We start from the raw sequence: 19,611 nt of genomic DNA, 5'->3' as shown, positions 1-19,611 counted from the left end.
AACCGCCGACCCCCTCCGTGTAAAGGAGATGCTCTACCAACTGAGCTAATCACCCCCGCTGTGTGGAGTCGCATTATAGGGAGAGTTGAAAATGAGTCAACGCCTTTTCTAAAGTTTTTATTCGTTCGTCGTAAAATTAAACAAAACGATCGCGAAACGGTCTATCGCGCATGATTTCTAAACAAAAATAGCAAACTCGATGCCGAGACAGGGATCAACATTGAGGAATCCCCCCACAGTGATAGAATATTGCCCATCGTTTTTTCCCCAGGATTTGCCGATTAGCGGCATCTTTATAACGTAAGGCCATTTCATGAAAATCAAAACTCGCTTCGCGCCTAGCCCGACAGGCTATCTGCACGTCGGTGGTGCACGTACTGCTCTCTATTCCTGGCTTTTTGCACGCCATAACAAGGGCGAGTTCGTGCTGCGTATTGAAGACACCGATCTTGAGCGCTCTACGCCGGAAGCAATCGAAGCCATTATGGATGGTATGAACTGGCTGAACCTGGAGTGGGATGAAGGCCCGTACTTCCAGACCAAACGTTTTGACCGCTACAACGCCGTGATTGACGAGATGCTGGTCACGGGCACCGCATATAAATGCTATTGCTCGAAAGAACGTCTGGATGCGCTGCGTGAAGAGCAGATGGCAAACGGTGAAAAACCGCGTTACGACGGCCGCTGCCGCCACGACCATAGCGAACATGCCGCTGACGAGCCGTGCGTGGTGCGTTTTGCGAACCCGCAGGAAGGATCCGTTATCTTTGATGACCAGATCCGTGGCCCGATCGAATTCAGCAACCAGGAGCTGGACGATCTGATTATCCGTCGTACCGATGGTTCTCCTACCTATAACTTCTGCGTGGTTGTCGATGACTGGGATATGGAAATTACCCACGTTATCCGCGGTGAAGACCATATCAACAACACCCCGCGCCAGATCAACATCCTGAAAGCGCTGAATGCGCCAGTGCCGGTTTACGCGCACGTGTCGATGATCAACGGTGACGACGGTAAAAAACTGTCTAAACGTCACGGTGCGGTGAGCGTCATGCAGTATCGTGATGATGGCTACCTGCCTGAAGCGCTGCTGAACTATCTGGTGCGTCTGGGCTGGTCCAGCGGTGACCAGGAGATCTTCAGCCGCGAAGAGATGATCAACCTGTTCTCTCTGGGCGCGGTCAGCAAATCCGCCAGCGCGTTCAACACCGATAAGCTGCTGTGGCTGAACCACCACTATATCAACACCATGCAGCCAGAGTACGTTGCGACCTATCTGCAATGGCATATTGAGCAGGCAAATATCGACACCCGCACCGGCCCGGAACTGGCCGATCTGGTGAAACTGCTTGGCGAGCGTTGTAAGACGCTGAAAGAGATCGCGGAAAGCTGCCGTTACTTCTATGAAGAGTTCGACGAATTTGATGCGGACGCCGCCAAGAAACACCTGCGTCCGGTTGCGCGTCAGCCGCTGGAAGTGGTGCGCGACAAGCTGGCTGCCATTACCGAATGGACCGCTGAAAATGTTCACCACGCGATTCAGGCGACTGCCGACGAGCTGGAAGTGGGCATGGGTAAAGTCGGGATGCCGCTGCGCGTTGCGGTAACAGGGGCGGGTCAGTCTCCGGCTCTGGACGTTACCGTTCACGCGATCGGCAAAACCCGCAGCGTAGCGCGTATCAACAAGGCGCTGGGCTTTATCGCTGAACGTGAAAGCCAGCAGTAATTGCGCTTCTGATAAGAACAACGGCAGGGTGACCTGCCGTTTTTTTATGCCTGTAATTCGGCAATGCCGAGGCGGTTCAGAAACCCGTGGATCCCTTCTCGTGCAAGCAGAACGTGAAGCCGCTCTTGCTCAATCAGGGTTAAGTTTTCCAGAGAATCGATAATTTGCGGTAGCAGGCCAGAGGATCTCGGGCTGCCATAGTGGGAGGGCGATTCTGCCAGCTGGTAAATTGCCTGACGGTTACGAATGGCCGGAATGCTCATAATGTGCTCGCGCACGCGGGCATCAACGTGAATCAACCGTGCTCGTCCGCCTTTTACGCCGTTAATGCCTTCTGTTTTCCATCCCTGCTGGCGCACCCAGCGATTAACGGTTTGTCTGGCGATGCCTAAACTGTCTGCCAGCTCCTCGGTCGTCATTTTACTGCGTAATCTTTTCATATCAGTTCTGGTCGCGTATCCCTAAGCGTTGTAACAATCCGGTAATCCCTTCCCGCAGCAACAGCGATGTCAGCTGCTTTTGCTCATCCGGCGTCATTTCATTCGCCAGCGTCATAAGTAAAGCGTGGATCGAACCGTCCTGGTATGCGCTCTCCGGCAGGTCAGGGGTATCTGACGCCCGGCGCGCGCTGCGAATAAATTCTCTGACCTTTTCGTTAACGTGTACCAGGCGCGCTTTACCCCCCTGAACGCCTGGCTTTGGCGATGTAATCCAACCCTCTTTACGTACCCATTTATTGATGGTCTGTCGGCTATAGCCGGTGAGCAGGGCCAGCTCTTCAGGCGTCATTCGTTCCTTGATCATGCTATTTCCTGAATAAAAATAGGGTTAATTAGTGGTTCATTTTATAGCACTGTTTAACGTGAAAACGTGACAGGCTTAACTCCTGACTGCGAGTCGGCTCGCAAAGTGATTCAATTGCATGATTTTTCGGCGGTTGAGAGGGCGGGGATCATTTTGCCGTTGACACTCTGCGGTGGAATTCATATTATGCCGCCCGTCAACATGACAGCTTTACGATGGGGCTATAGCTCAGCTGGGAGAGCGCCTGCATGGCATGCAGGAGGTCAGCGGTTCGATCCCGCTTAGCTCCACCAAACTCTGAACCCAACAGAGTACGGTATGTAAAGTCACATGTGGGGCTATAGCTCAGCTGGGAGAGCGCTTGCATGGCATGCAAGAGGTCAGCGGTTCGATCCCGCTTAGCTCCACCAAAATTTAAACCCTCGTCGAAAGACGGGGGTTTTTTTATGCCTTTGTAACATTCTCATACGCTTTTTGTTGCGATAATGGCTTTTTTTTATACCTCGCCTCAATCCAAATCAATAAAGCGGTCTATTAATAGACTTAAACTTGCTTCGCGCAATTAATAAACATACTATCCACTCCGTCAATGTTAAGAATGGAATATTCCTTTATTTACCTTAATGAACAGTAAAAATGTCAATAATGTAAAGATATTTATGATTGCGTTACTGCTTTGTCTGGTAGCCGTTCCGCTTTCTCGCTACATTTCTCCGCGCGCAATGGTAAATGGACATGATGTTTATTTAGCATGGTTGCCATTAAGCGTCATGCTGTCGATCGTTTTATTATTTGGCCGACGGGCCGTTATTCCCATTCTGATCGGTTTGATTGTTAACAATATATACAACATCAATTTAGCACCGCTACAGCATCTCGTCCTGTTGTTCTGTCAAACCTTCTCCGTGTTCGCCGTCTGTGGCCTGGTTCGCCTGATGCTGGGCAAGCGCTGGCGTCACTGTTTGCCTAACAAATATATTGGTATCAGAATTTTCTGGCTCGGATTTATGGTGCCGGTAGGCATTAAATTGACGATGTATCTTGCCGGATATTTATTTGATTTTCCGGTCACCATTTCTACCTTTTTCGGTGAAGGGACAGCAATTTATAACATTGTGGATATTCAAAGCCTGATTTGTGCGTCGCTTATATTTACCATGATGTTCTATTATCCATTAAGAATGATAATTAGTCCCCGCTATGCCAACGCATTCTGGCGGCAAAGTCTTAAGCCATTACTGACCCGTAACCAACCGCTTTATATAGTAATTTGGCTTATGATTCTGGTGTTTACCGTCGCGATTTTATGCGCGCCTTTTGAGTCGGATATAATCGCCGGTTATTTAATGCCAGTCATTTTTATTCTCTTTACCCTCGGTATTAGCCGGTTGAGCTACGCCCTTATCTCGTTGCTGTGGGCGGCCTCCGCGCTGGTGCTGTTGACTTATAACTATAACTTCCTCAACGGCGTGGAATCGGGCTATTCGCTCTCCTTTATCCTGTCGGTGCTGATCTCGTTCGCGATCTGTTTAATGTATATGTCGCGCATTTATCGTCGTAGCGAATGGATGAAGCGAGGCTGGCAGGAGAGGGCGTTAACCGATCCGCTAACGGGATTGCCAAACATTCGCGCGCTGGAGGCGTTTCTGGAGGTTCATCCTGACGCGAAAATCTGCTGCCTGCGGATGGATAATCTGGAGTTCCTCAGCCGTCACTACGGCATTCTGATGCGCGTACATTGCAAACGCGCCATCACGACGTCTCTGCAACCGTACCTGCAAAAAGATGAGCAGCTCTTCCAGCTGCCGGGAAGCGAGCTGGTGCTGGTTCTGCTGGGCCCGGAAACCGCCGAGCGGTTGCAGCATATGATTGACAGGCTGAATAGCCGCAAGATTTTCTGGAACAACACCGGGCTGGATATCGAATTTGGCGCCTCCTGGGGCGAGGTGGCGAACGGTGAAAACCTGCATCACACGCTGGGGCAGCTCAGCTGGCTGTCGGAGCAATCCTGCGCCACGCATAACGTTCTGGCGTTAACCAACAGCGTGGAGACCGTTTCCGGGCAAACCACCGACCGGGTGCTGATGCTAGGGCGCATTAAGCGCGCGCTGGAGGCGGGCGGTATCCGTCTGTATGCCCAGCCGATTCAAAACGCCGAGGGCAAGGGCTATCACGAGATCCTGACGCGGCTGGAAAGCGACGGGGAAATTATTACCCCGGACCGGTTTATTCCGCTGATTGCGCAGTTTAACCTGAGCCACCGTTTCGACATCAGCGTGCTCGAGCATCTGCTTATCTGGCTCAACGCCAACCCCGTGGCGCACCATGACACCCGTTTTTCCGTCAACCTGATGCCGCTGACGCTGATGCACAAAGAGGTGGCCACCGAAGTGGTGAACCTGTTTGAACGGTACGGGGTTTCCCCGGAGGCGGTGGTGATTGAAATCACCGAAGAGCAGGCGTTTTCGAATTCAGAAATCAGCATCAACAACATTCAGCAGCTGCGGGATGACGGTTTCCGTATTGCTATTGATGACTTTGGTACCGGCTATGCCAACTATGAGCGCCTTAAGCGCCTGGAGGCCGATATCATCAAGATTGATGGTTGCTTCGTGAAGGATATCTGCACCGACAGCATGGATGCGATGATTGTGCAGTCCATCTGCAATCTGGCGAAGACCAGGTCCCTGTGCGTGGTGGCGGAGTTTGTGGAAACGCCCGAGCAGCGAGAGATGCTGCTGCGCTTTGGTGTGGATTACCTGCAAGGCTATCTGTTAGGAAAACCGACGCCGCTTGCGGAATTACAGGCATAAAAAAACCGGGAGCTTAGGGCTCCCGGTTTTCTTTTCGGTATGGCTTAGAGTACCAGCGCTGCGATAGAGGCAGACAGTACGCTCACCAGCGTTGAGCCGTAAACCAGCTTCAGGCCGAAGCGAGAAACCACGTTACCTTGCTCTTCGTTCAGGCCTTTAATCGCGCCTGCGATGATACCGATAGAAGAGAAGTTCGCGAAGGAGACCAGGAACACAGAGATAATGCCTTCAGCCCGCGGAGAGAGCGTGCCGGCAATTTTCTGAAGATCCATCATCGCCACGAATTCGTTAGACACCAGTTTGGTTGCCATGATACTGCCAACCTGCAACGCTTCGCTTGAAGGCACGCCCATCACCCAGGCAACCGGGTAGAAGATGTAGCCCAGGATACCCTGGAAGGAGATACCCAGCACGGCAGCGAACAGGGCGTTCAGCGCGGAAATCAGTGCGATGAAACCGATCAGCATCGCCGCAACGATAATCGCCACCTTGAAACCGGCCAGAATGTACTCACCCAGCATTTCGAAGAAGCTCTGACCCTCGTGCAAATTCGCCATTTGCAGGTTCTCTTCGCCTTCTTCCACGCGGTATGGGTTGATCAGGGACAGCACGATAAAGGTGCTGAACATGTTCAGAACCAGAGCCGCGACAACGTATTTCGGTTCCAGCATGGTCATGTACGCGCCCACGATAGACATGGAAACGGTAGACATTGCCGTCGCTGCCATGGTGTACATGCGGTTGCGGGACATTTTGCCCAGAATATCTTTATACGCGATAAAGTTCTCAGACTGACCGAGGATCAGCGAGCTTACGGCGTTGAAGGATTCCAGTTTGCCCATGCCGTTAACTTTCGACAGCACGGTACCGATGGCGCGAATGACGATCGGCAGAATACGGATGTGTTGCAGAATACCAATCAGCGCAGAAACGAAGACGATTGGGCACAGAACTTTCAGGAAGAAGAACGCCAGGCCTTCGTCGTTCATTTTACCGAACACGAAGTTGGTGCCTTCGTTGGCGAATCCGAGCAGTTTTTCAAACATTTCGGAGAAGCCTTTCACGAAGCCAAGCCCCACGTTGGAGTTCAGGAAGAACCACGCGAGTAAAACTTCAATAACAAGAAGCTGAACAACATAGCGAATGCGGATCTTTTTGCGGTCATGGCTGACCAGCAACGCAAGCGCAGTAACGACAACGAGTGCCAGGACAAAGTGAAGGACGCGGTCCATATTTGCTCCAAATTTGAGGCAGGTTTAATTTCCGTGCACATTCTATGTAACAAGGATAAAGAAAACGAGATCAAAGCCACACTATAGTCACATCCTGTGACGAGTCTCAAAAATAGTGATCAACAATACATTTTTGTTATGTTAGGTAAATGAGTGAAAAGTTAAGTTTGTGTGCTACGCTTCACAAATGACTGCGAGATTTCACATTCTGTGAGATCGACACGCTTACCTGCCCACCTATCGTTCTTTGCTATCAGAGAAATCAATACAACCATTTTAAATGATCTTGATAATCATTCTCATTTTGATAGCATTAAACATAGCAAAGGCTATATTTCAGAGGCAGACATGACAAACAGTCGCGTAGAGGGTAGCAGTGGAAGGGCAGCGCGCAAGCTGCGGTTCGCATTAATGGGACCTGCGTTCATTGCTGCCATTGGCTACATCGATCCGGGTAACTTTGCGACCAACATTCAGGCCGGGGCCAGCTTCGGCTATAAGCTGCTGTGGGTGGTTGTCTGGGCAAACCTGATGGCGATGCTGATCCAGATGTTGTCCGCTAAGCTGGGTATCGCCACGGGCAAAAACCTGGCGGAGCAGATCCGCGACCATTATCCGCGTCCGGCGGTGTGGTTTTACTGGATCCAGGCCGAAATCATTGCGATGGCCACCGACCTCGCCGAGTTCATTGGCGCGGCGATTGGTTTCAAACTCATTCTCGGCGTGTCCTTATTACAGGGGGCGGTGCTCACCGGGATTGCGACCTTCCTTATTCTTATGCTTCAGCGCCGCGGTCAAAAGCCGCTCGAAAAGGTGATCGGCGGTCTGCTGCTGTTCGTGGCCGCGGCCTACATTGTTGAGCTGATTTTCTCCCAGCCGAGTCTGGTAGAGCTTGGTAAAGGGATGGTGATCCCGTCGCTTCCGACCTCCGAAGCGGTGTTCCTCGCCGCCGGGGTGCTGGGCGCAACCATTATGCCGCACGTCATTTATCTGCACTCTTCATTAACCCAGCATCTGCACGGGGGCACGCGTGAAGAGCGCTACTCGGCGACGAAATGGGATGTGGCGATTGCAATGACCATTGCCGGTTTTGTAAACCTGGCGATGATGGCGACGGCGGCGGCGGCATTCCATTTTAACGGGCATACGGGCGTGGCCGATCTCGATCAGGCCTATCTGACGCTCGAGCCGCTGTTAAGCCATGCGGCGGCGACTATTTTTGGCCTGAGCCTTGTGGCTGCCGGTCTGTCGTCTACGGTGGTTGGCACCCTGGCCGGGCAGGTGGTAATGCAGGGGTTTGTGCGCTTTCATATCCCGCTGTGGGTGCGCCGTGCCGTCACCATGCTGCCGTCGTTTATTGTGATCCTGATGGGCCTCGATCCTACCCGTATTCTGGTGATGAGCCAGGTGCTGCTGAGCTTTGGTATCGCGCTGGCGCTGGTTCCGCTGCTGATCTTTACTAGCGATAAGTCGCTGATGGGCGATCTGGTGAATACCACGCTGGTGAAACGGACTGGCTGGGCCATTGTGGTAGTCGTGGTGGCGCTCAACCTGTGGCTACTGGTCGGAACGGCGTTAGGACTGTAGAAAAAAGAAAGGAGCCCGAAAAGGCTCCTTTTTAATGCATGATGTCGATTAGTGGCGATGTCCGCCGCCGTGACCGTGGCCATGTCCACGACCCGGGCCGTGGCCCCAGCCGCCGCGACGGTCGTCACGGTCGCTCCAGCCTTCGCGATAGCCGCGCTCGTAGGCTTTACGGTTATCCCAGCCGCGATGGCGGCCGTTATCATGTCTCCACCAGCGGTCTTTACGCCATTCATAATGACGATGCCAGTAGTCACGGTCGCGCCAGCCGCCACCGTCCCAGTAGTTACCGTAATTGTCGCGATCGCCAATTTGTAATTTTACTGATGGCAACAGGGTGATTTCGCCAGCTGTGGCGACCAGCGGTGCTGAAGCCAGCAGTACCGCTGCAAGAATCAGTGACCTGAACATACTCTTCTCCTTCACGATCGGGGCCGCGTGCGGCCTGTTAGCGCAATATTACGGTTTGGTAAATATCCGTTTAATCGCCTCAACTCCGAATTGAATGATAAGAGCACGTTTTGCTAAAAGTGCGGTTATTTTGTTCCGTTCAGGATCGCATCGATGGTTGCCAGCTCCTGCTCGCTGAAATGACGGTTATCGAGCATCCCGACCGCGTCCTCGATTTGCGCCGTTTTGCTGGCGCCAATCAGCACCGAGGTGACCGCGTCGTGGCGCAGCACCCAGGCCAGTGCCATTTGCGACAGCTTCTGCCCGCGCTGCTCCGCCAGCGCGTTCAGCTCGCGCACTTTTGCCAGCTTTTCATCAGTTAGCTGGTCCGGATTGAGGAACTTACTCCCGCTGGCCGCCCGTGAATCCTGTGGAATGCCGTTCAGATAGCGGTTCGTCAGCTGTCCGCCCGCCAGCGGCGAGAAGGGAATACATCCCACGCCATTCTCCGCCAGCACGTCCAGCAGGCCCGCTTCCGGGGCGCGCTCAAACATCGAATACTTCGGCTGGTGGATAACGCACGGCGTACCCAGATCGTTGAGAATTCCAATCGCCTGACGCGCCAGCTCTGCCGGGTAATTTGACAGCCCCACGTACAGGGCTTTGCCCTGGCGCACGATATGGTCAAGCGCTTTCATGGTTTCCAGAAGCGGCGTTTCCGGGTCAGGACGGTGGTGATAGAAAATATCGACATACTCAAGCCCCATGCGTTTCAGGCTCCGATCGAGGCTCGATATCAGATATTTTCGCGAACCCCAGTCTCCGTAGGGGCCGTCCCACATGGTGTAGCCCGCTTTGGTGGAGATAATCAGCTCGTCGCGCCACGGCAGAAAATCTTCCTGCAAAATGCGGCCAAAGTTACGCTCGGCGGAGCCCGGCGGTGGGCCGTAGTTATTGGCAAGGTCAAAGTGGGTAATGCCTAAATCAAAGGCGCGCTGTAAAAGTTGACGGCTGTTTTCAATCAGCGTGGTGTCGCCGAAATTGTGCCAAAGCCCAAGAGATACGGCGGGCAACTTAAGGCCGCTCTGTCCGCAGCGGCGGTACTGCATTGTCTGATAACGATTTTCGTCAGGCTGATAACCCATTCTCGTGACCTCTGGCGTGGAAAATAAAGCGTGGTGTATACGTTTACACAAACGTGACGAAAAGGAGAATAGCGCACTCTTTTTTGTAAAGTATACGTTCCAGCGCCTTCTTTCTGACAATTCTGGACAGCTATCACGCTTCTTTAATACTCAAGGTGAGGTCAACGTCAGAAGGACACCTGTTATGCGAACCCCGTACTGCGTCGCCGATTACCTGCTTGAACGCCTTACAGATTGTGGTGCCGATCATCTGTTTGGCGTGCCTGGCGACTATAACCTGCAATTTCTCGACCACGTCATAGACAGCCCGGACATCTGTTGGGTGGGCTGTGCCAACGAGCTGAACGCCTCGTATGCCGCAGACGGCTACGCCCGCTGTAAAGGCTTTGCCGCGCTGCTGACGACATTTGGCGTCGGGGAATTAAGCGCCATGAACGGCATCGCGGGAAGTTTCGCGGAGTATGTTCCGGTGCTGCATATCGTCGGCGCACCGGCGATGGCCGCCCAGCAGCGAGGCGAACTGCTTCACCACACCCTGGGCGATGGGGAGTTCCGCCATTTCTACCGTATGAGCGAGCCCGTCACCGTGGCGCAGGCCGTTCTGACCGAGCAAAACGCCTGCTATGAAATCGACAGGGTGCTGACCACCATGCTGCGCGAGCGTCGTCCCGGCTATCTGATGTTGCCTGCCGACGTGGCAAAAAAAGCGGCCACGCCGCCTGTAAGCGCTCTCACTGGGAAGCCCGCTCACGCCGATCGCGGCTGCCTGGAGGCCTTCCGCGAGGCGGCGAAAAAACGTCTTGCTGAAGGTCAACGCACCGCGCTGCTGGCGGATTTTCTGGTGCTTCGCCACGGGTTAAAGCAGGCCGTTCAGAAATGGGTGAAAGAGACGCCGATGGCCCACGCCACCATGCTGATGGGCAAGGGGATTTTCGATGAGCGCCAGCCGGGCTTTTACGGCACCTATGGCGGCTCCGCCAGCAACGACGCGGTGAGAGAGGCGATCGAAGGGGCGGATACGGTGCTCTGCATCGGCACGCGCTTTACCGATACCCTGACCGCTGGGTTTACCCATCAGCTCAGCCCGGCGCAAACCATCGAGGTGCAGCCTCACGCCTCGCGAGTGGGGGACGTCTGGTTTACGGGCATTCCGATGGGCCAGGCGATAGACACGCTGGCGGAGCTGTGCAAACAGCGTAATGCTGGAGCGGCGCCCGCTCAGTCGCGCGCCTTTACGCCGGAGGTGGCGCAGGGCGAGCTTACCCAGGAGAGCTTCTGGAGTACGCTGCAAACCTTCATCCGCCCGGGAGATATCATTCTTGCCGACCAGGGCACCTCTGCCTTTGGGGCCTTCTCGCTGCGCTTACCGTCGGACGTGAACTTTATCGTTCAGCCTATCTGGGGGTCGATTGGCTACACCCTGGCGGCGGCGTTTGGGGCGCAAACCGCCTGTCCGCAGCGGCGGGTGATTGTGCTCACCGGGGACGGCGCGGCGCAGCTCACCATTCAGGAGCTGGGGTCGATGCTGCGGGATAAACAGCGGCCGATTATTCTGGTGCTGAACAACGAGGGCTACACGGTGGAGCGGGCGATCCACGGGCCGGAGCAGCGCTATAACGATATCGCGCTGTGGAACTGGACGCAGATCCCACAGGCGCTGAGCCTGGATCCGCAGGCAGAGTGCTGGCGGGTGAGCGAGGCCAGCGAGCTGGCCGACGTGCTGGAGAAAGTGGCGCACCACGAACGACTTTCGCTTATCGAAGTGATGCTGCCCAAAGCGGATATCCCGCCGCTGCTCGGGGCCATTACCAAAGCGCTGGAGGCGCGCAACAGCGCCTGACTATTTGTCGTTTCGCCAGGCCATCAGCATCGGTTTGCCCGCCAGCAGAAGCCAGGCGGGCAACATGACGATACAGAGCAGCGGGATCAGCGTGGTATCCGGCACCACTACCGCCGCCATAAACAGGCTCAGCCACGCATCGCGCGTCACCACCAGCACTAAACCCAGAATCGAACAGGCAACGGTGATTGAGGCCGGAACCGCATCCACGTGCTCGTGCAGCATCAGCCCCAGCGCCACGCCGATAAACACCGCCGGGAAGATACGACCGCCGCGAAAACCACAGGCAGATGCCACCACCAGCGCGGCCAGCTTAATCAGGGCAAACAGAAGATAATCCGACACCGTAAACACCTGGCTGAAAGCAAGCTGCTGCATCTCATCCAGCCCTTTAAACAGCGTAACCGGCCCGCCGATGCCCCCGAGAATGCCGAGGATAAAACCGCCCGCGCCGAGGATCAGCACCGGATGCTTAAGCTGATGCATCAGGCGATGCAGGCGCGGAAGACACCAGACCGCCACCATCCCGAGGGCAATGGCGATGGCCACCACAATCGCACCGCTGAAAATATCGGCGATTTGCATCTGCCCGTAGTGGGGAATGGGCAGCGAGAAGTGGGGATGGAAAAACAGGCTGGTGGTCAGCGCCCCGGCGGCGGCGGCCATCAGTGGGGCAAACAGCCTGTCCCAGAGCGGGACGTCGTTATTGCCGCTCAGGGTCTGCGAGAAAATCAGCGCGGCGGCAACGGGGGTGCCAAAGAGTGCGCCAATCGTGCCTGCCGAGGCGAGGATGGTCCAGTCCAGCGCGCCGACCCGGGGGAAAACACGCGAGCCAAGATAGACTGCCAGCGCGATATTCACCGCCATAATGGGATGCTCCGGCCCGAGGCTGACGCCGCCCGCCAGACCAATAATCAGGGCAATAATCAGCCCCGGTAACGCCGACGGGTTCACCGGGGCGCCAATCAGCGGCTCCATCGCCGGGTCAGGCCCCGCGTGGCCGGGGCTAAAGCGCACCACCAGGCCCACCGCGATGCCGGTCAGCGTCAGCATCCCGATTATCCATCCGGGAGAGTCGATGCTGACGCCCAGCTGTTGCGGCAACGCGCCCCACAGCATCGTTTGCAGCACCGCCGCGACCTTCATCACGACGATAAGGACAAGGCTTGAGGCAATACCAATGATGAGCGCTGGAACGGCCAGCAAAAGCATGGTTCTGGCTCGCGGATGGAGCATGATGATTTCCTTGTACAAAACGCAATACGTTACTTTGCACAATCGACCTTTTGGCAATAGTGCAAAAGATGCTGAAACGGTAAAGTTATTCTGTGACGAAGATCGAGTATCCTGGGGCGACTGAGTTCTGGTCGTTGTTGTTATCCAGCCTTGAAATTACAGTGTCCCAAAGATTTATTCTGACTTTAGCGGAGCAGTAGAAGAATGACAAAGTATGCTTTGGTAGGTGATGTGGGCGGCACGAACGCACGCCTTGCATTATGCGATGTAAACAGCGGTGAAATCTCCCAGGCGAAAACCTACTCAGGGCTGGATTATCCAAGCCTGGAGGCCGTTGTGCGTGTGTATCTTGAGGAGCATAAGGTCAGCGTTGAGGACGGGTGTATCGCCATTGCCTGTCCGATTACCGGCGACTGGGTGGCGATGACCAACCACACCTGGGCATTCTCTATCGCCGAAATGAAAAAAAACCTCGGTTTCGCGCATCTGGAAATCATCAACGACTTTACTGCGGTCTCCATGGCTATCCCGATGTTAAAGCCAGAACACCTGATCCAGTTTGGCGGCACGGCCCCGGTTGAAGGTAAACCCATTGCCGTTTACGGCGCGGGAACCGGGCTTGGCGTGTCGCATCTGGTTCATGTCGACAAGCGCTGGATTAGCCTGCCGGGTGAAGGCGGGCACGTTGATTTTGCGCCGAACAGCGAAGAAGAGGGGATTATCCTGGAAGAGCTGCGCGCCGAGATCGGACACGTATCCGCCGAGCGCGTGCTCTCTGGCCCTGGCCTTGTGAACCTGTACCGCGCGATCGTGAAATCGGACGGTCGTCTGCCGGAAAATCTGAAACCAAAAGATATTACCGAGCGCGCGCTGGCGGATTCGTGCATCGACTGTCGTCGTGCGCTGTCCCTGTTCTGCGTGATCATGGGGCGTTTCGGCGGTGACCTGGCGCTGAACCTTGGCACCTTTGGCGGCGTCTATATCGCGGGTGGAATTGTGCCGCGCTTCCTCGACTTCTTTACCGCATCCGGTTTCCGCGGCGGGTTTGAAGATAAAGGCCGCTTCAGAAGCTACGTGCAGGACATCCCGGTGTTTCTGATTGTGCATGACAACCCGGGCCTGCTGGGATCGGGGGCGCACCTGCGTCAGGTGTTGGGTCAGGTTCTGTAAGTTTTTAAACCCCTCTCCCGTCGGAGAGGGGTTCCTCATAAGTGCATCAGCTGGCGAAACTCTTTCACCTTGCTGCGACTCACCGGCACCTGAAAATCCAGATCCTTTAGCCGCAAAATGTAGGTGTTGTTAAACCACGGCTCGATCTCGCGGATCTTATTGAGATTGACGCAAAACGAGCGGTGGCAGCGGAAAAAATGCGCCGCCGGCAGCTTGCTGCAAAACTCGGTGATGTTCATTGCCATCACGTAGGATTCGCGGCGGGTATAGACAAAGGTCATCTTCTCGTGGGCTTCGGCGTAATAAATATCGTCGATGGGCGTCACGATGATCCGCTCGTCTTTCACCAGATTGATGGTGTCATTTTCGCGCGTGACCGGGCTGGCCGCCGCCGGTGCGCTCTGCTGCTGCCAGGCGGCCTCCAGCTTTTGCAACATGCTGACAATCCGCGATTCCTGATAGGGCTTGAGGATGTAATCGAACGCCTCCAGCTCGAACGCCTCGACCGCATGCTCTTTCCAGGCGGTAACGAACACGATAAACGGCTTATGGGCAAACTGGTTGATGTTTTGCGCCAGCAGCACGCCGTCCAGAGAAGGTATGTTGATATCCAGGAAAATGGCGTCGACCCGGTTGTGCTGCAAAAACTTCAGCACGTCCAGTCCATCGTCGAACGTGCCCACAATCTCCATCTGGCTGTGTGTTTTAATCAGCCAGCTCAGCTCCTGTTGAGCCAGAAACTCATCTTCTACGATGATAACGTTCATCGGTTACTCCGGCCTATGGCAGCAAGGAAATCGGCGTCTGCACGGCAGTGCGTTCGTGCGGGACATAAAAGGCTATCTCGGTGCCCGGCTCCAGACGGCGAATATGCAGCCCCTCGCCGTACAGCAGCTTGACCCGGTGATGCACGTTTAACAGGCCAATTTTATTGCCCGGCATCTCGTTTGACTCCACGCGCTCAATGACTTTTGGATCGATACCGTGCCCGGTATCGCGCACCGCAATGCGCACGCGGTTGCCGCTCTCGGTTACGCTGATGGTCACCACCCCTTTGCCTTTGCAGGGCTGAATGCCGTGGACGATGGCGTTTTCCACCAGCGGCTGGATCAGCAGGCTTGGGATCACGCAGTTGACCTCTTCATCGATATCGTAGATGACCGTCAGCTTGTCGCCAAAGCGCGCCTGCTCAATGGCGATGTAGTCTTTAATCTGATACAGCTCTTTTTTGATGTCGATCTGCTCGTCGTCGTTCAACTCAATGTTGTAGCGCAGATAGCGCGACAGATTAAAAATCAGCTGGCGCGCGGTGTCCGGATTCAGGCGAATGGAGGACGAAATGGCGTTCAGCGCGTTAAACAGAAAATGGGGATTAATTTTACTTTGCAGCGCGCGCAGCTCTGCCTTATTTGCCATCTCGCGCAGCTGCTCCGCGCGGGAGACCTCAAGCTGGGTCGAGATAATCTGCGACAGGCCAATCGCCATCTCCTGTAGCGTTGAAGTGATCTGGTGCGCGTGGCAGTAATAAATTTTCAGCGTCCCGGTCACGACCCCTTTTTCCCACAGCGGGATCACCAGCATCGAGTGAATTTCCGGGGTCCGGTGGGCTTCATCATTGTTTTTAATGATTATTTTACCGTAGTTAATCGCCTGGCGGGTGGTGGGGCTGATGGTGTCATCGTTGTCGCGGTAGTTGTGCTCTCCCACGCCAACGTAGGCCAGGACGTGGTCGATATTGGTGATAGCCACGGCATCGGCGTGAATGTCCCGGCGGATGATGTCGCACACCTGGCGCAGGGATTCGGCGTTTACGTGGCGAAACAGCGGCAGCGTTTTGTTGGCAATATCAAGCGCCAGCTTGGCCTGACGGGCAGCGCTGGCCTCTTTTTCGCCCTCAACGCTCTGTACCAGCAGCACGATAAACCCGATGCAGACGCTGCCGAGGATCATCGGAATACCGATTTTCGAGACAATATCCAGCCCCAGCGCGGTTGTCGGCGCCCAGGCTACCACCAGAATCATGGTCAGGGTTTCGCAGATCATCCCGGCGATGATCCCCGCCCGCCAGTGCTGCTTTTTCGGGATCTTACGGTTGATGATGCCGGAGAAGATCCCGGCGATGATGCTGGTAATAAAACAGGGGATCGCCGTGACGCCGCCGATATCGATCAGGTAGCGGTGGGTGCCCGCAATCACGCCGGTGATAATCCCAACCCACGGGCCAAACAAGATCCCGCCGGACATCACCGCGATAATGCGCACGTTCACCAGCGAGCCTTCTACCGGCACACCCGACCAGGTGCTGAAGAGGGCGAACATGGAAAAAATTGCCGTTACCGCCAGCAGTTCTTTCGGCGAGTGGGCGGATTTATGGAGCAGCTCGCGAAACAGGCGGATGCGGATCAGAAAGAAGAGGCAGATCAGCATTAACGCCGCGCGGTCAAACACCGCCAGGAGCATATTGAATATTTCGTGCACGGGTGAACCTGGGAATTCGGGAAAAATCTATGATAGAAAACCTGCGGCATAATGACCAGCTATGCATCACTCTTATGAAATGAGGATAAACCATAATTTTCAAAGGGGATTATCACGGAGTAGCTGAAATAGGTCGGCTATTTTCCTGAGGCCGTGGAGAAGGTAATCATATTGATATCATTGTGTTAAACAACAGAAAACAATGATTCGTTTCTTCACGACCGGTTCCGCTTTTACGGAAATCTGCGTTCCCGTTTTAGGCTGACGACTTTTTTTTACTTCCCCTCTCGACAGCCGGAATTTTTTCAGGTTATTTAATAAACACGCCACAGTCGTGGCAGCGTCGCTCGGACGGTCCGGGCGCTAACGTGAATCTGAGGAAATTATGGCTGACTCCAGTCCTGAACGCCGTTTTACGCGCATCGATCGCTTACCCCCTTACGTTTTTAATATTACTGCTGAACTGAAAATGGCTGCGCGTCGGCGCGGTGAAGACATTATCGATTTCAGCATGGGTAACCCTGACGGCCCTACGCCGCCGCACATCGTCGAGAAATTATGTACCGTTGCCCAGCGTCCCGATACGCATGGCTACTCGACCTCTCGCGGCATTCCTCGTTTACGTCGTGCGATTTCACGCTGGTATCAGGATCGCTATCAGGTAGATATCGATCCGGAAAGCGAAGCCATTGTCACCATCGGCTCGAAAGAGGGGCTGGCGCACCTGATGCTGGCGACGCTGGATCACGGTGATACCGTGCTGGTGCCAAACCCAAGCTACCCGATCCATATCTACGGTGCAGTGATTGCCGGGGCGCAGGTTCGCTCCGTGCCGCTGGTGGAGGGCGTCGACTTTTTCAACGAGCTGGAACGCGCCATTCGCGAAAGCTACCCGAAACCGAAGATGATGATCCTCGGCTTCCCGTCAAACCCGACGGCCCAGTGCGTGGAGCTCGATTTCTTCGAGAAGGTCGTCGCGCTGGCTAAGCGCTACGACGTGCTGGTGGTTCACGATCTGGCCTATGCCGACATCGTGTATGACGGCTGGAAAGCCCCGTCGATTATGCAGGTTCCCGGCGCGCGGGATGTGGCGGTGGAGTTCTTTACGCTCTCCAAAAGCTACAACATGGCCGGCTGGCGCATTGGCTTTATGGTGGGTAACAAAACGCTGGTGAGCGCACTGGCGCGTATTAAGAGTTACCACGATTACGGCACATTCACCCCGTTGCAGGTGGCGGCTATCGCGGCGCTGGAGGGGGATCAGCAGTGCGTGAAGGATATCGCCGCGCAGTATAAGCGTCGTCGCGACGTGCTGGTGAAAGGGCTGCATGAAGCGGGCTGGATGGTCGAGATGCCGAAGGCGTCGATGTACGTGTGGGCGAAAATTCCCGAGCAGTACGCGCACATGGGGTCGCTGGAGTTTGCGAAAAAGCTGCTTCAGGACGCGAAGGTGTGTGTCTCGCCGGGCGTCGGCTTTGGCGAATATGGTGATACCCACGTGCGCTTTGCGCTGATCGAAAACAGCGATCGTATTCGCCAGGCGGTGCGCGGCATCAAGAGCATGTTCCGTGCCGATGGGCTGCTGGCATCGAAAAGCAACACGGAGTAATCCCGGAAAGCGGAAAAAAAACAGGAGCCAATGGCTCCTGTTTTTTTTGTTTCTCTCGACTAAATCATGAGAGCAAAGGTTCCGGCCCAGACTAAAACAATCACCGAAATGCCCATAAAGAAATATTTCACGTTTCATCGCTCCGCGTATCTTGTGGTACGCATTAAAAAACAGAGTCCACCTGATGATAGAGAACTGAAATCGGGCTTTTCACCGCTAACTTCAGCTCAGAATTCTGTGCTTTCCTGTTGCCAGACGGCGCTAATGTACGCCTAAAAAACAGGGGTGACAAGCGGCATTTTCTTAAATCATTTTAGTAACTTACGAGTGTCGGGGAACGGCGACAGTTTGATTTCAAGCCGCAATAAATTCCCGTTGAGCGACGGTTAGAAAAAGGTTTCACAAGGTAATGACAGGTGATTGAAAAGGTTAGTTTCTTAGCGAAACTAACCTTTAAAAGAGGCTTAGATATAGAGTGAGGCTTCGCCGAGAGGGCGGGTTTTGAAGCGGCGGTGCATCCACAGATACTGCTCCGGCGCACGCATGATTTCCGTTTCGATTACTTTATTGATGAACGCAGCGGCTTCGCACTCTTTTTCCGGGTAGTTAGCCATCTCAGGGGAGATATGCAGACGGTAGCCCGATTTATCCGCTTTTCGCACCATGGTCACGGTTAGCATCGCCGCACCGGACAGGCGAGAAATCACGAAGGTACCGTTAGTCGTGGCAACGTTCTGAACCGCAAAGAACGGGGCGAAGCTGCTGCCTTTACGGCCATAATCCTGATCGGGCGCAAACCAGACGGCTTCGCCTTTTTTCAGCGCACCGACCATGCCGCGCAGGTTGTTGCGGCTGATCATCGCTTTGTTGGAACGCATGCGCCCGCGCGTTTGCACCCACTCCATCACCGGGCTGTTATGCGGGCGATAGGTTGCCATCATTGGCTGGCACAGCCCCATGACGCGACCGCCCAACTCCAGCGACATAAAGTGAACGCCGACAACCATCACGCCACGGTTTTGCATCTGCGCGCGTTTCAGGTTTTCCAGACCCTCAACATCAAACCATTTACGTACGCGCTCGTCTGGCCAGAACCAGGCCATACCGGTTTCGAGTAAAGCCATTCCGATAGATTTGAAGTTCTCGGAAATGAGTTTTTCACGCTGCTGCTCGTTGTACTGCGGGAAGCAAAGCTCAAGATTTTTACGGGCGATAGATTCACGACGCTTGAGGAAGTGGCGAGACGCGCTGCCGAGCTTCGAACCCAGCAAACGCAATACCGGATAAGGAAGTTGTACTAACAGCCAGAGAACGCCAAGACCAAACCAGGTAAACCAGTAACGCGGGTGAAGAAACGAACGTTTAAAATTGGATTCAGACAAAATAGAGAACCTTTGTAAAGCCTGTTAACGTAGCGCACATTCGCACTACTACATGCCACTAAGACCGGAGAACGAGGTCAGGGTTGCAGGCTTTACCGATCTTTACGGCCTTGCCTGTCCACTGCTGACGTTGGGTGGGCGCGATAATGTAGCACCGTTACTATTGCTGTGCTATGACGTGAATTGACTAAAAAAGCTA

16 protein-coding genes and 2 tRNA genes are annotated in these 19,611 nt (G+C 54.5%); 8 read left to right on the top strand and 10 right to left on the bottom strand.

Features of this window, described 5'->3' with window-relative positions; genetic code table 11:
• Positions 1 to 313: 313 nt before the first annotated feature.
• Complete coding sequence (gene gltX / locus ACSVHP_RS15020) at positions 314 to 1,729, top strand: glutamate--tRNA ligase (RefSeq protein WP_447552303.1); 1,416 nt, start codon at positions 314 to 316, stop codon at positions 1,727 to 1,729.
• Between the two features lie 44 nt (positions 1,730 to 1,773).
• Here the strand turns inward: gltX and ACSVHP_RS15015 are convergent, their stop codons facing one another.
• On the bottom strand, positions 1,774 to 2,169 hold the full coding sequence (locus tag ACSVHP_RS15015; protein WP_417313475.1) for a YfeC-like transcriptional regulator: 396 nt from the start codon (positions 2,167 to 2,169) through the stop codon (positions 1,774 to 1,776).
• 1 nt (position 2,170) lies between these two features.
• Positions 2,171 to 2,533 (bottom strand): YfeC-like transcriptional regulator, encoded by a 363-nt coding sequence (locus ACSVHP_RS15010; protein WP_234675359.1) that lies wholly within the window; start codon positions 2,531 to 2,533, stop codon positions 2,171 to 2,173.
• A gap of 217 nt (positions 2,534 to 2,750) precedes the next feature.
• Between ACSVHP_RS15010 and ACSVHP_RS15005 the strand changes: the two genes are divergently transcribed.
• From ACSVHP_RS15005 to ACSVHP_RS14995, 3 genes are all read left to right on the top strand, one after another.
• Positions 2,751 to 2,826: transfer RNA gene (locus tag ACSVHP_RS15005), tRNA-Ala, on the top strand.
• 41 nt (positions 2,827 to 2,867) lie between these two features.
• A tRNA-Ala gene (locus tag ACSVHP_RS15000) sits at positions 2,868 to 2,943 on the top strand.
• A gap of 213 nt (positions 2,944 to 3,156) precedes the next feature.
• Positions 3,157 to 5,346, top strand: a complete 2,190-nt coding sequence (locus ACSVHP_RS14995; protein ID WP_447552302.1) for an EAL domain-containing protein — start codon at positions 3,157 to 3,159, stop codon at positions 5,344 to 5,346.
• Positions 5,347 to 5,390: 44 nt separating this feature from the next.
• Here ACSVHP_RS14995 and ACSVHP_RS14990 read toward each other — a convergent pair whose 3' ends face one another.
• The gene (locus ACSVHP_RS14990) at positions 5,391 to 6,578 is read right to left on the bottom strand and encodes a NupC/NupG family nucleoside CNT transporter (protein WP_234675361.1); all 1,188 of its coding nucleotides are present in this window, start codon (positions 6,576 to 6,578) and stop codon (positions 5,391 to 5,393) included.
• 348 nt (positions 6,579 to 6,926) lie between these two features.
• Here ACSVHP_RS14990 and ACSVHP_RS14985 point away from each other — a divergent pair, with 348 nt between their 5' ends.
• Complete coding sequence (locus ACSVHP_RS14985; protein ID WP_417313376.1) at positions 6,927 to 8,165, top strand: Nramp family divalent metal transporter; 1,239 nt, start codon at positions 6,927 to 6,929, stop codon at positions 8,163 to 8,165.
• A 48-nt stretch (positions 8,166 to 8,213) separates the two neighbouring features.
• Here ACSVHP_RS14985 and ACSVHP_RS14980 read toward each other — a convergent pair whose 3' ends face one another.
• Complete coding sequence (locus ACSVHP_RS14980) at positions 8,214 to 8,573, bottom strand: DUF2502 domain-containing protein (RefSeq protein WP_234675363.1); 360 nt, start codon at positions 8,571 to 8,573, stop codon at positions 8,214 to 8,216.
• Positions 8,574 to 8,698: 125 nt separating this feature from the next.
• The gene (mgrA, locus tag ACSVHP_RS14975) at positions 8,699 to 9,697 is read right to left on the bottom strand and encodes an L-glyceraldehyde 3-phosphate reductase (protein ID WP_417313378.1); all 999 of its coding nucleotides are present in this window, start codon (positions 9,695 to 9,697) and stop codon (positions 8,699 to 8,701) included.
• Positions 9,698 to 9,881: 184 nt separating this feature from the next.
• On the opposite strand from mgrA, the gene ipdC reads away from it, so the two are divergent.
• A complete protein-coding gene (gene ipdC, locus ACSVHP_RS14970) occupies positions 9,882 to 11,537 on the top strand; it encodes an indolepyruvate decarboxylase (RefSeq protein ID WP_447552301.1) in 1,656 nt (551 codons plus the stop codon).
• Here ipdC and ACSVHP_RS14965 read toward each other — a convergent pair whose 3' ends face one another.
• On the bottom strand, positions 11,538 to 12,773 hold the full coding sequence (locus ACSVHP_RS14965) for an ion channel protein (RefSeq protein WP_447552300.1): 1,236 nt from the start codon (positions 12,771 to 12,773) through the stop codon (positions 11,538 to 11,540).
• Between the two features lie 204 nt (positions 12,774 to 12,977).
• On the opposite strand from ACSVHP_RS14965, the gene glk reads away from it, so the two are divergent.
• Positions 12,978 to 13,943: a glucokinase gene (glk, locus tag ACSVHP_RS14960; RefSeq protein WP_234675367.1), complete on the top strand. Its 966-nt coding sequence runs from the start codon at positions 12,978 to 12,980 to the stop codon at positions 13,941 to 13,943.
• 35 nt (positions 13,944 to 13,978) lie between these two features.
• On the opposite strand, the gene ACSVHP_RS14955 is transcribed toward glk, so the two are convergent.
• Together ACSVHP_RS14955 and ACSVHP_RS14950 are read right to left on the bottom strand one after the other, a co-directional pair.
• A complete protein-coding gene (locus ACSVHP_RS14955) occupies positions 13,979 to 14,710 on the bottom strand; it encodes a LytR/AlgR family response regulator transcription factor (protein WP_234675368.1) in 732 nt (243 codons plus the stop codon).
• 13 nt (positions 14,711 to 14,723) lie between these two features.
• Positions 14,724 to 16,421 (bottom strand): LytS/YhcK type 5TM receptor domain-containing protein, encoded by a 1,698-nt coding sequence (locus ACSVHP_RS14950; protein WP_447552299.1) that lies wholly within the window; start codon positions 16,419 to 16,421, stop codon positions 14,724 to 14,726.
• A gap of 385 nt (positions 16,422 to 16,806) precedes the next feature.
• On the opposite strand from ACSVHP_RS14950, the gene alaC reads away from it, so the two are divergent.
• Entirely contained in the window at positions 16,807 to 18,030 is a 1,224-nt protein-coding gene (gene alaC / locus ACSVHP_RS14945; RefSeq protein ID WP_234675370.1) for an alanine transaminase, read from the top strand.
• 59 nt (positions 18,031 to 18,089) lie between these two features.
• Here the strand turns inward: alaC and ypdK are convergent, their stop codons facing one another.
• Both ypdK and lpxP read right to left on the bottom strand, forming a co-directional pair.
• On the bottom strand, positions 18,090 to 18,161 hold the full coding sequence (gene ypdK, locus ACSVHP_RS14940; RefSeq protein WP_099458937.1) for a membrane protein YpdK: 72 nt from the start codon (positions 18,159 to 18,161) through the stop codon (positions 18,090 to 18,092).
• 333 nt (positions 18,162 to 18,494) lie between these two features.
• On the bottom strand, positions 18,495 to 19,412 hold the full coding sequence (gene lpxP / locus ACSVHP_RS14935) for a kdo(2)-lipid IV(A) palmitoleoyltransferase (protein WP_265178234.1): 918 nt from the start codon (positions 19,410 to 19,412) through the stop codon (positions 18,495 to 18,497).
• Positions 19,413 to 19,611: the final 199 nt, after the last annotated feature.

This window comes from Enterobacter sp. 186315, from assembly GCF_053290175.1.
Note: the sequence above shows the minus strand (reverse complement) of the source record. Positions and strands in the feature narration are given on the sequence as shown.

Bases quoted from the DNA above. Each gene is read 5' to 3' on its own strand.
- gltX (WP_447552303.1), top strand. From the start codon at position 314: ATGAAAATCAAAACTCGCTTCGCGCCTAGCCCGACAGGCTATCTGCAC.
- ACSVHP_RS15015 (WP_417313475.1), bottom strand. From the start codon at position 2,169: ATGAAAAGATTACGCAGTAAAATGACGACCGAGGAGCTGGCAGACAGT.
- ACSVHP_RS15010 (WP_234675359.1), bottom strand. From the start codon at position 2,533: ATGATCAAGGAACGAATGACGCCTGAAGAGCTGGCCCTGCTCACCGGC.
- ACSVHP_RS14995 (WP_447552302.1), top strand. From the start codon at position 3,157: ATGAACAGTAAAAATGTCAATAATGTAAAGATATTTATGATTGCGTTA.
- ACSVHP_RS14990 (WP_234675361.1), bottom strand. From the start codon at position 6,578: ATGGACCGCGTCCTTCACTTTGTCCTGGCACTCGTTGTCGTTACTGCG.
- ACSVHP_RS14985 (WP_417313376.1), top strand. From the start codon at position 6,927: ATGACAAACAGTCGCGTAGAGGGTAGCAGTGGAAGGGCAGCGCGCAAG.
- ACSVHP_RS14980 (WP_234675363.1), bottom strand. From the start codon at position 8,573: ATGTTCAGGTCACTGATTCTTGCAGCGGTACTGCTGGCTTCAGCACCG.
- mgrA (WP_417313378.1), bottom strand. From the start codon at position 9,697: ATGGGTTATCAGCCTGACGAAAATCGTTATCAGACAATGCAGTACCGC.
- ipdC (WP_447552301.1), top strand. From the start codon at position 9,882: ATGCGAACCCCGTACTGCGTCGCCGATTACCTGCTTGAACGCCTTACA.
- ACSVHP_RS14965 (WP_447552300.1), bottom strand. From the start codon at position 12,773: ATGCTCCATCCGCGAGCCAGAACCATGCTTTTGCTGGCCGTTCCAGCG.
- glk (WP_234675367.1), top strand. From the start codon at position 12,978: ATGACAAAGTATGCTTTGGTAGGTGATGTGGGCGGCACGAACGCACGC.
- ACSVHP_RS14955 (WP_234675368.1), bottom strand. From the start codon at position 14,710: ATGAACGTTATCATCGTAGAAGATGAGTTTCTGGCTCAACAGGAGCTG.
- alaC (WP_234675370.1), top strand. From the start codon at position 16,807: ATGGCTGACTCCAGTCCTGAACGCCGTTTTACGCGCATCGATCGCTTA.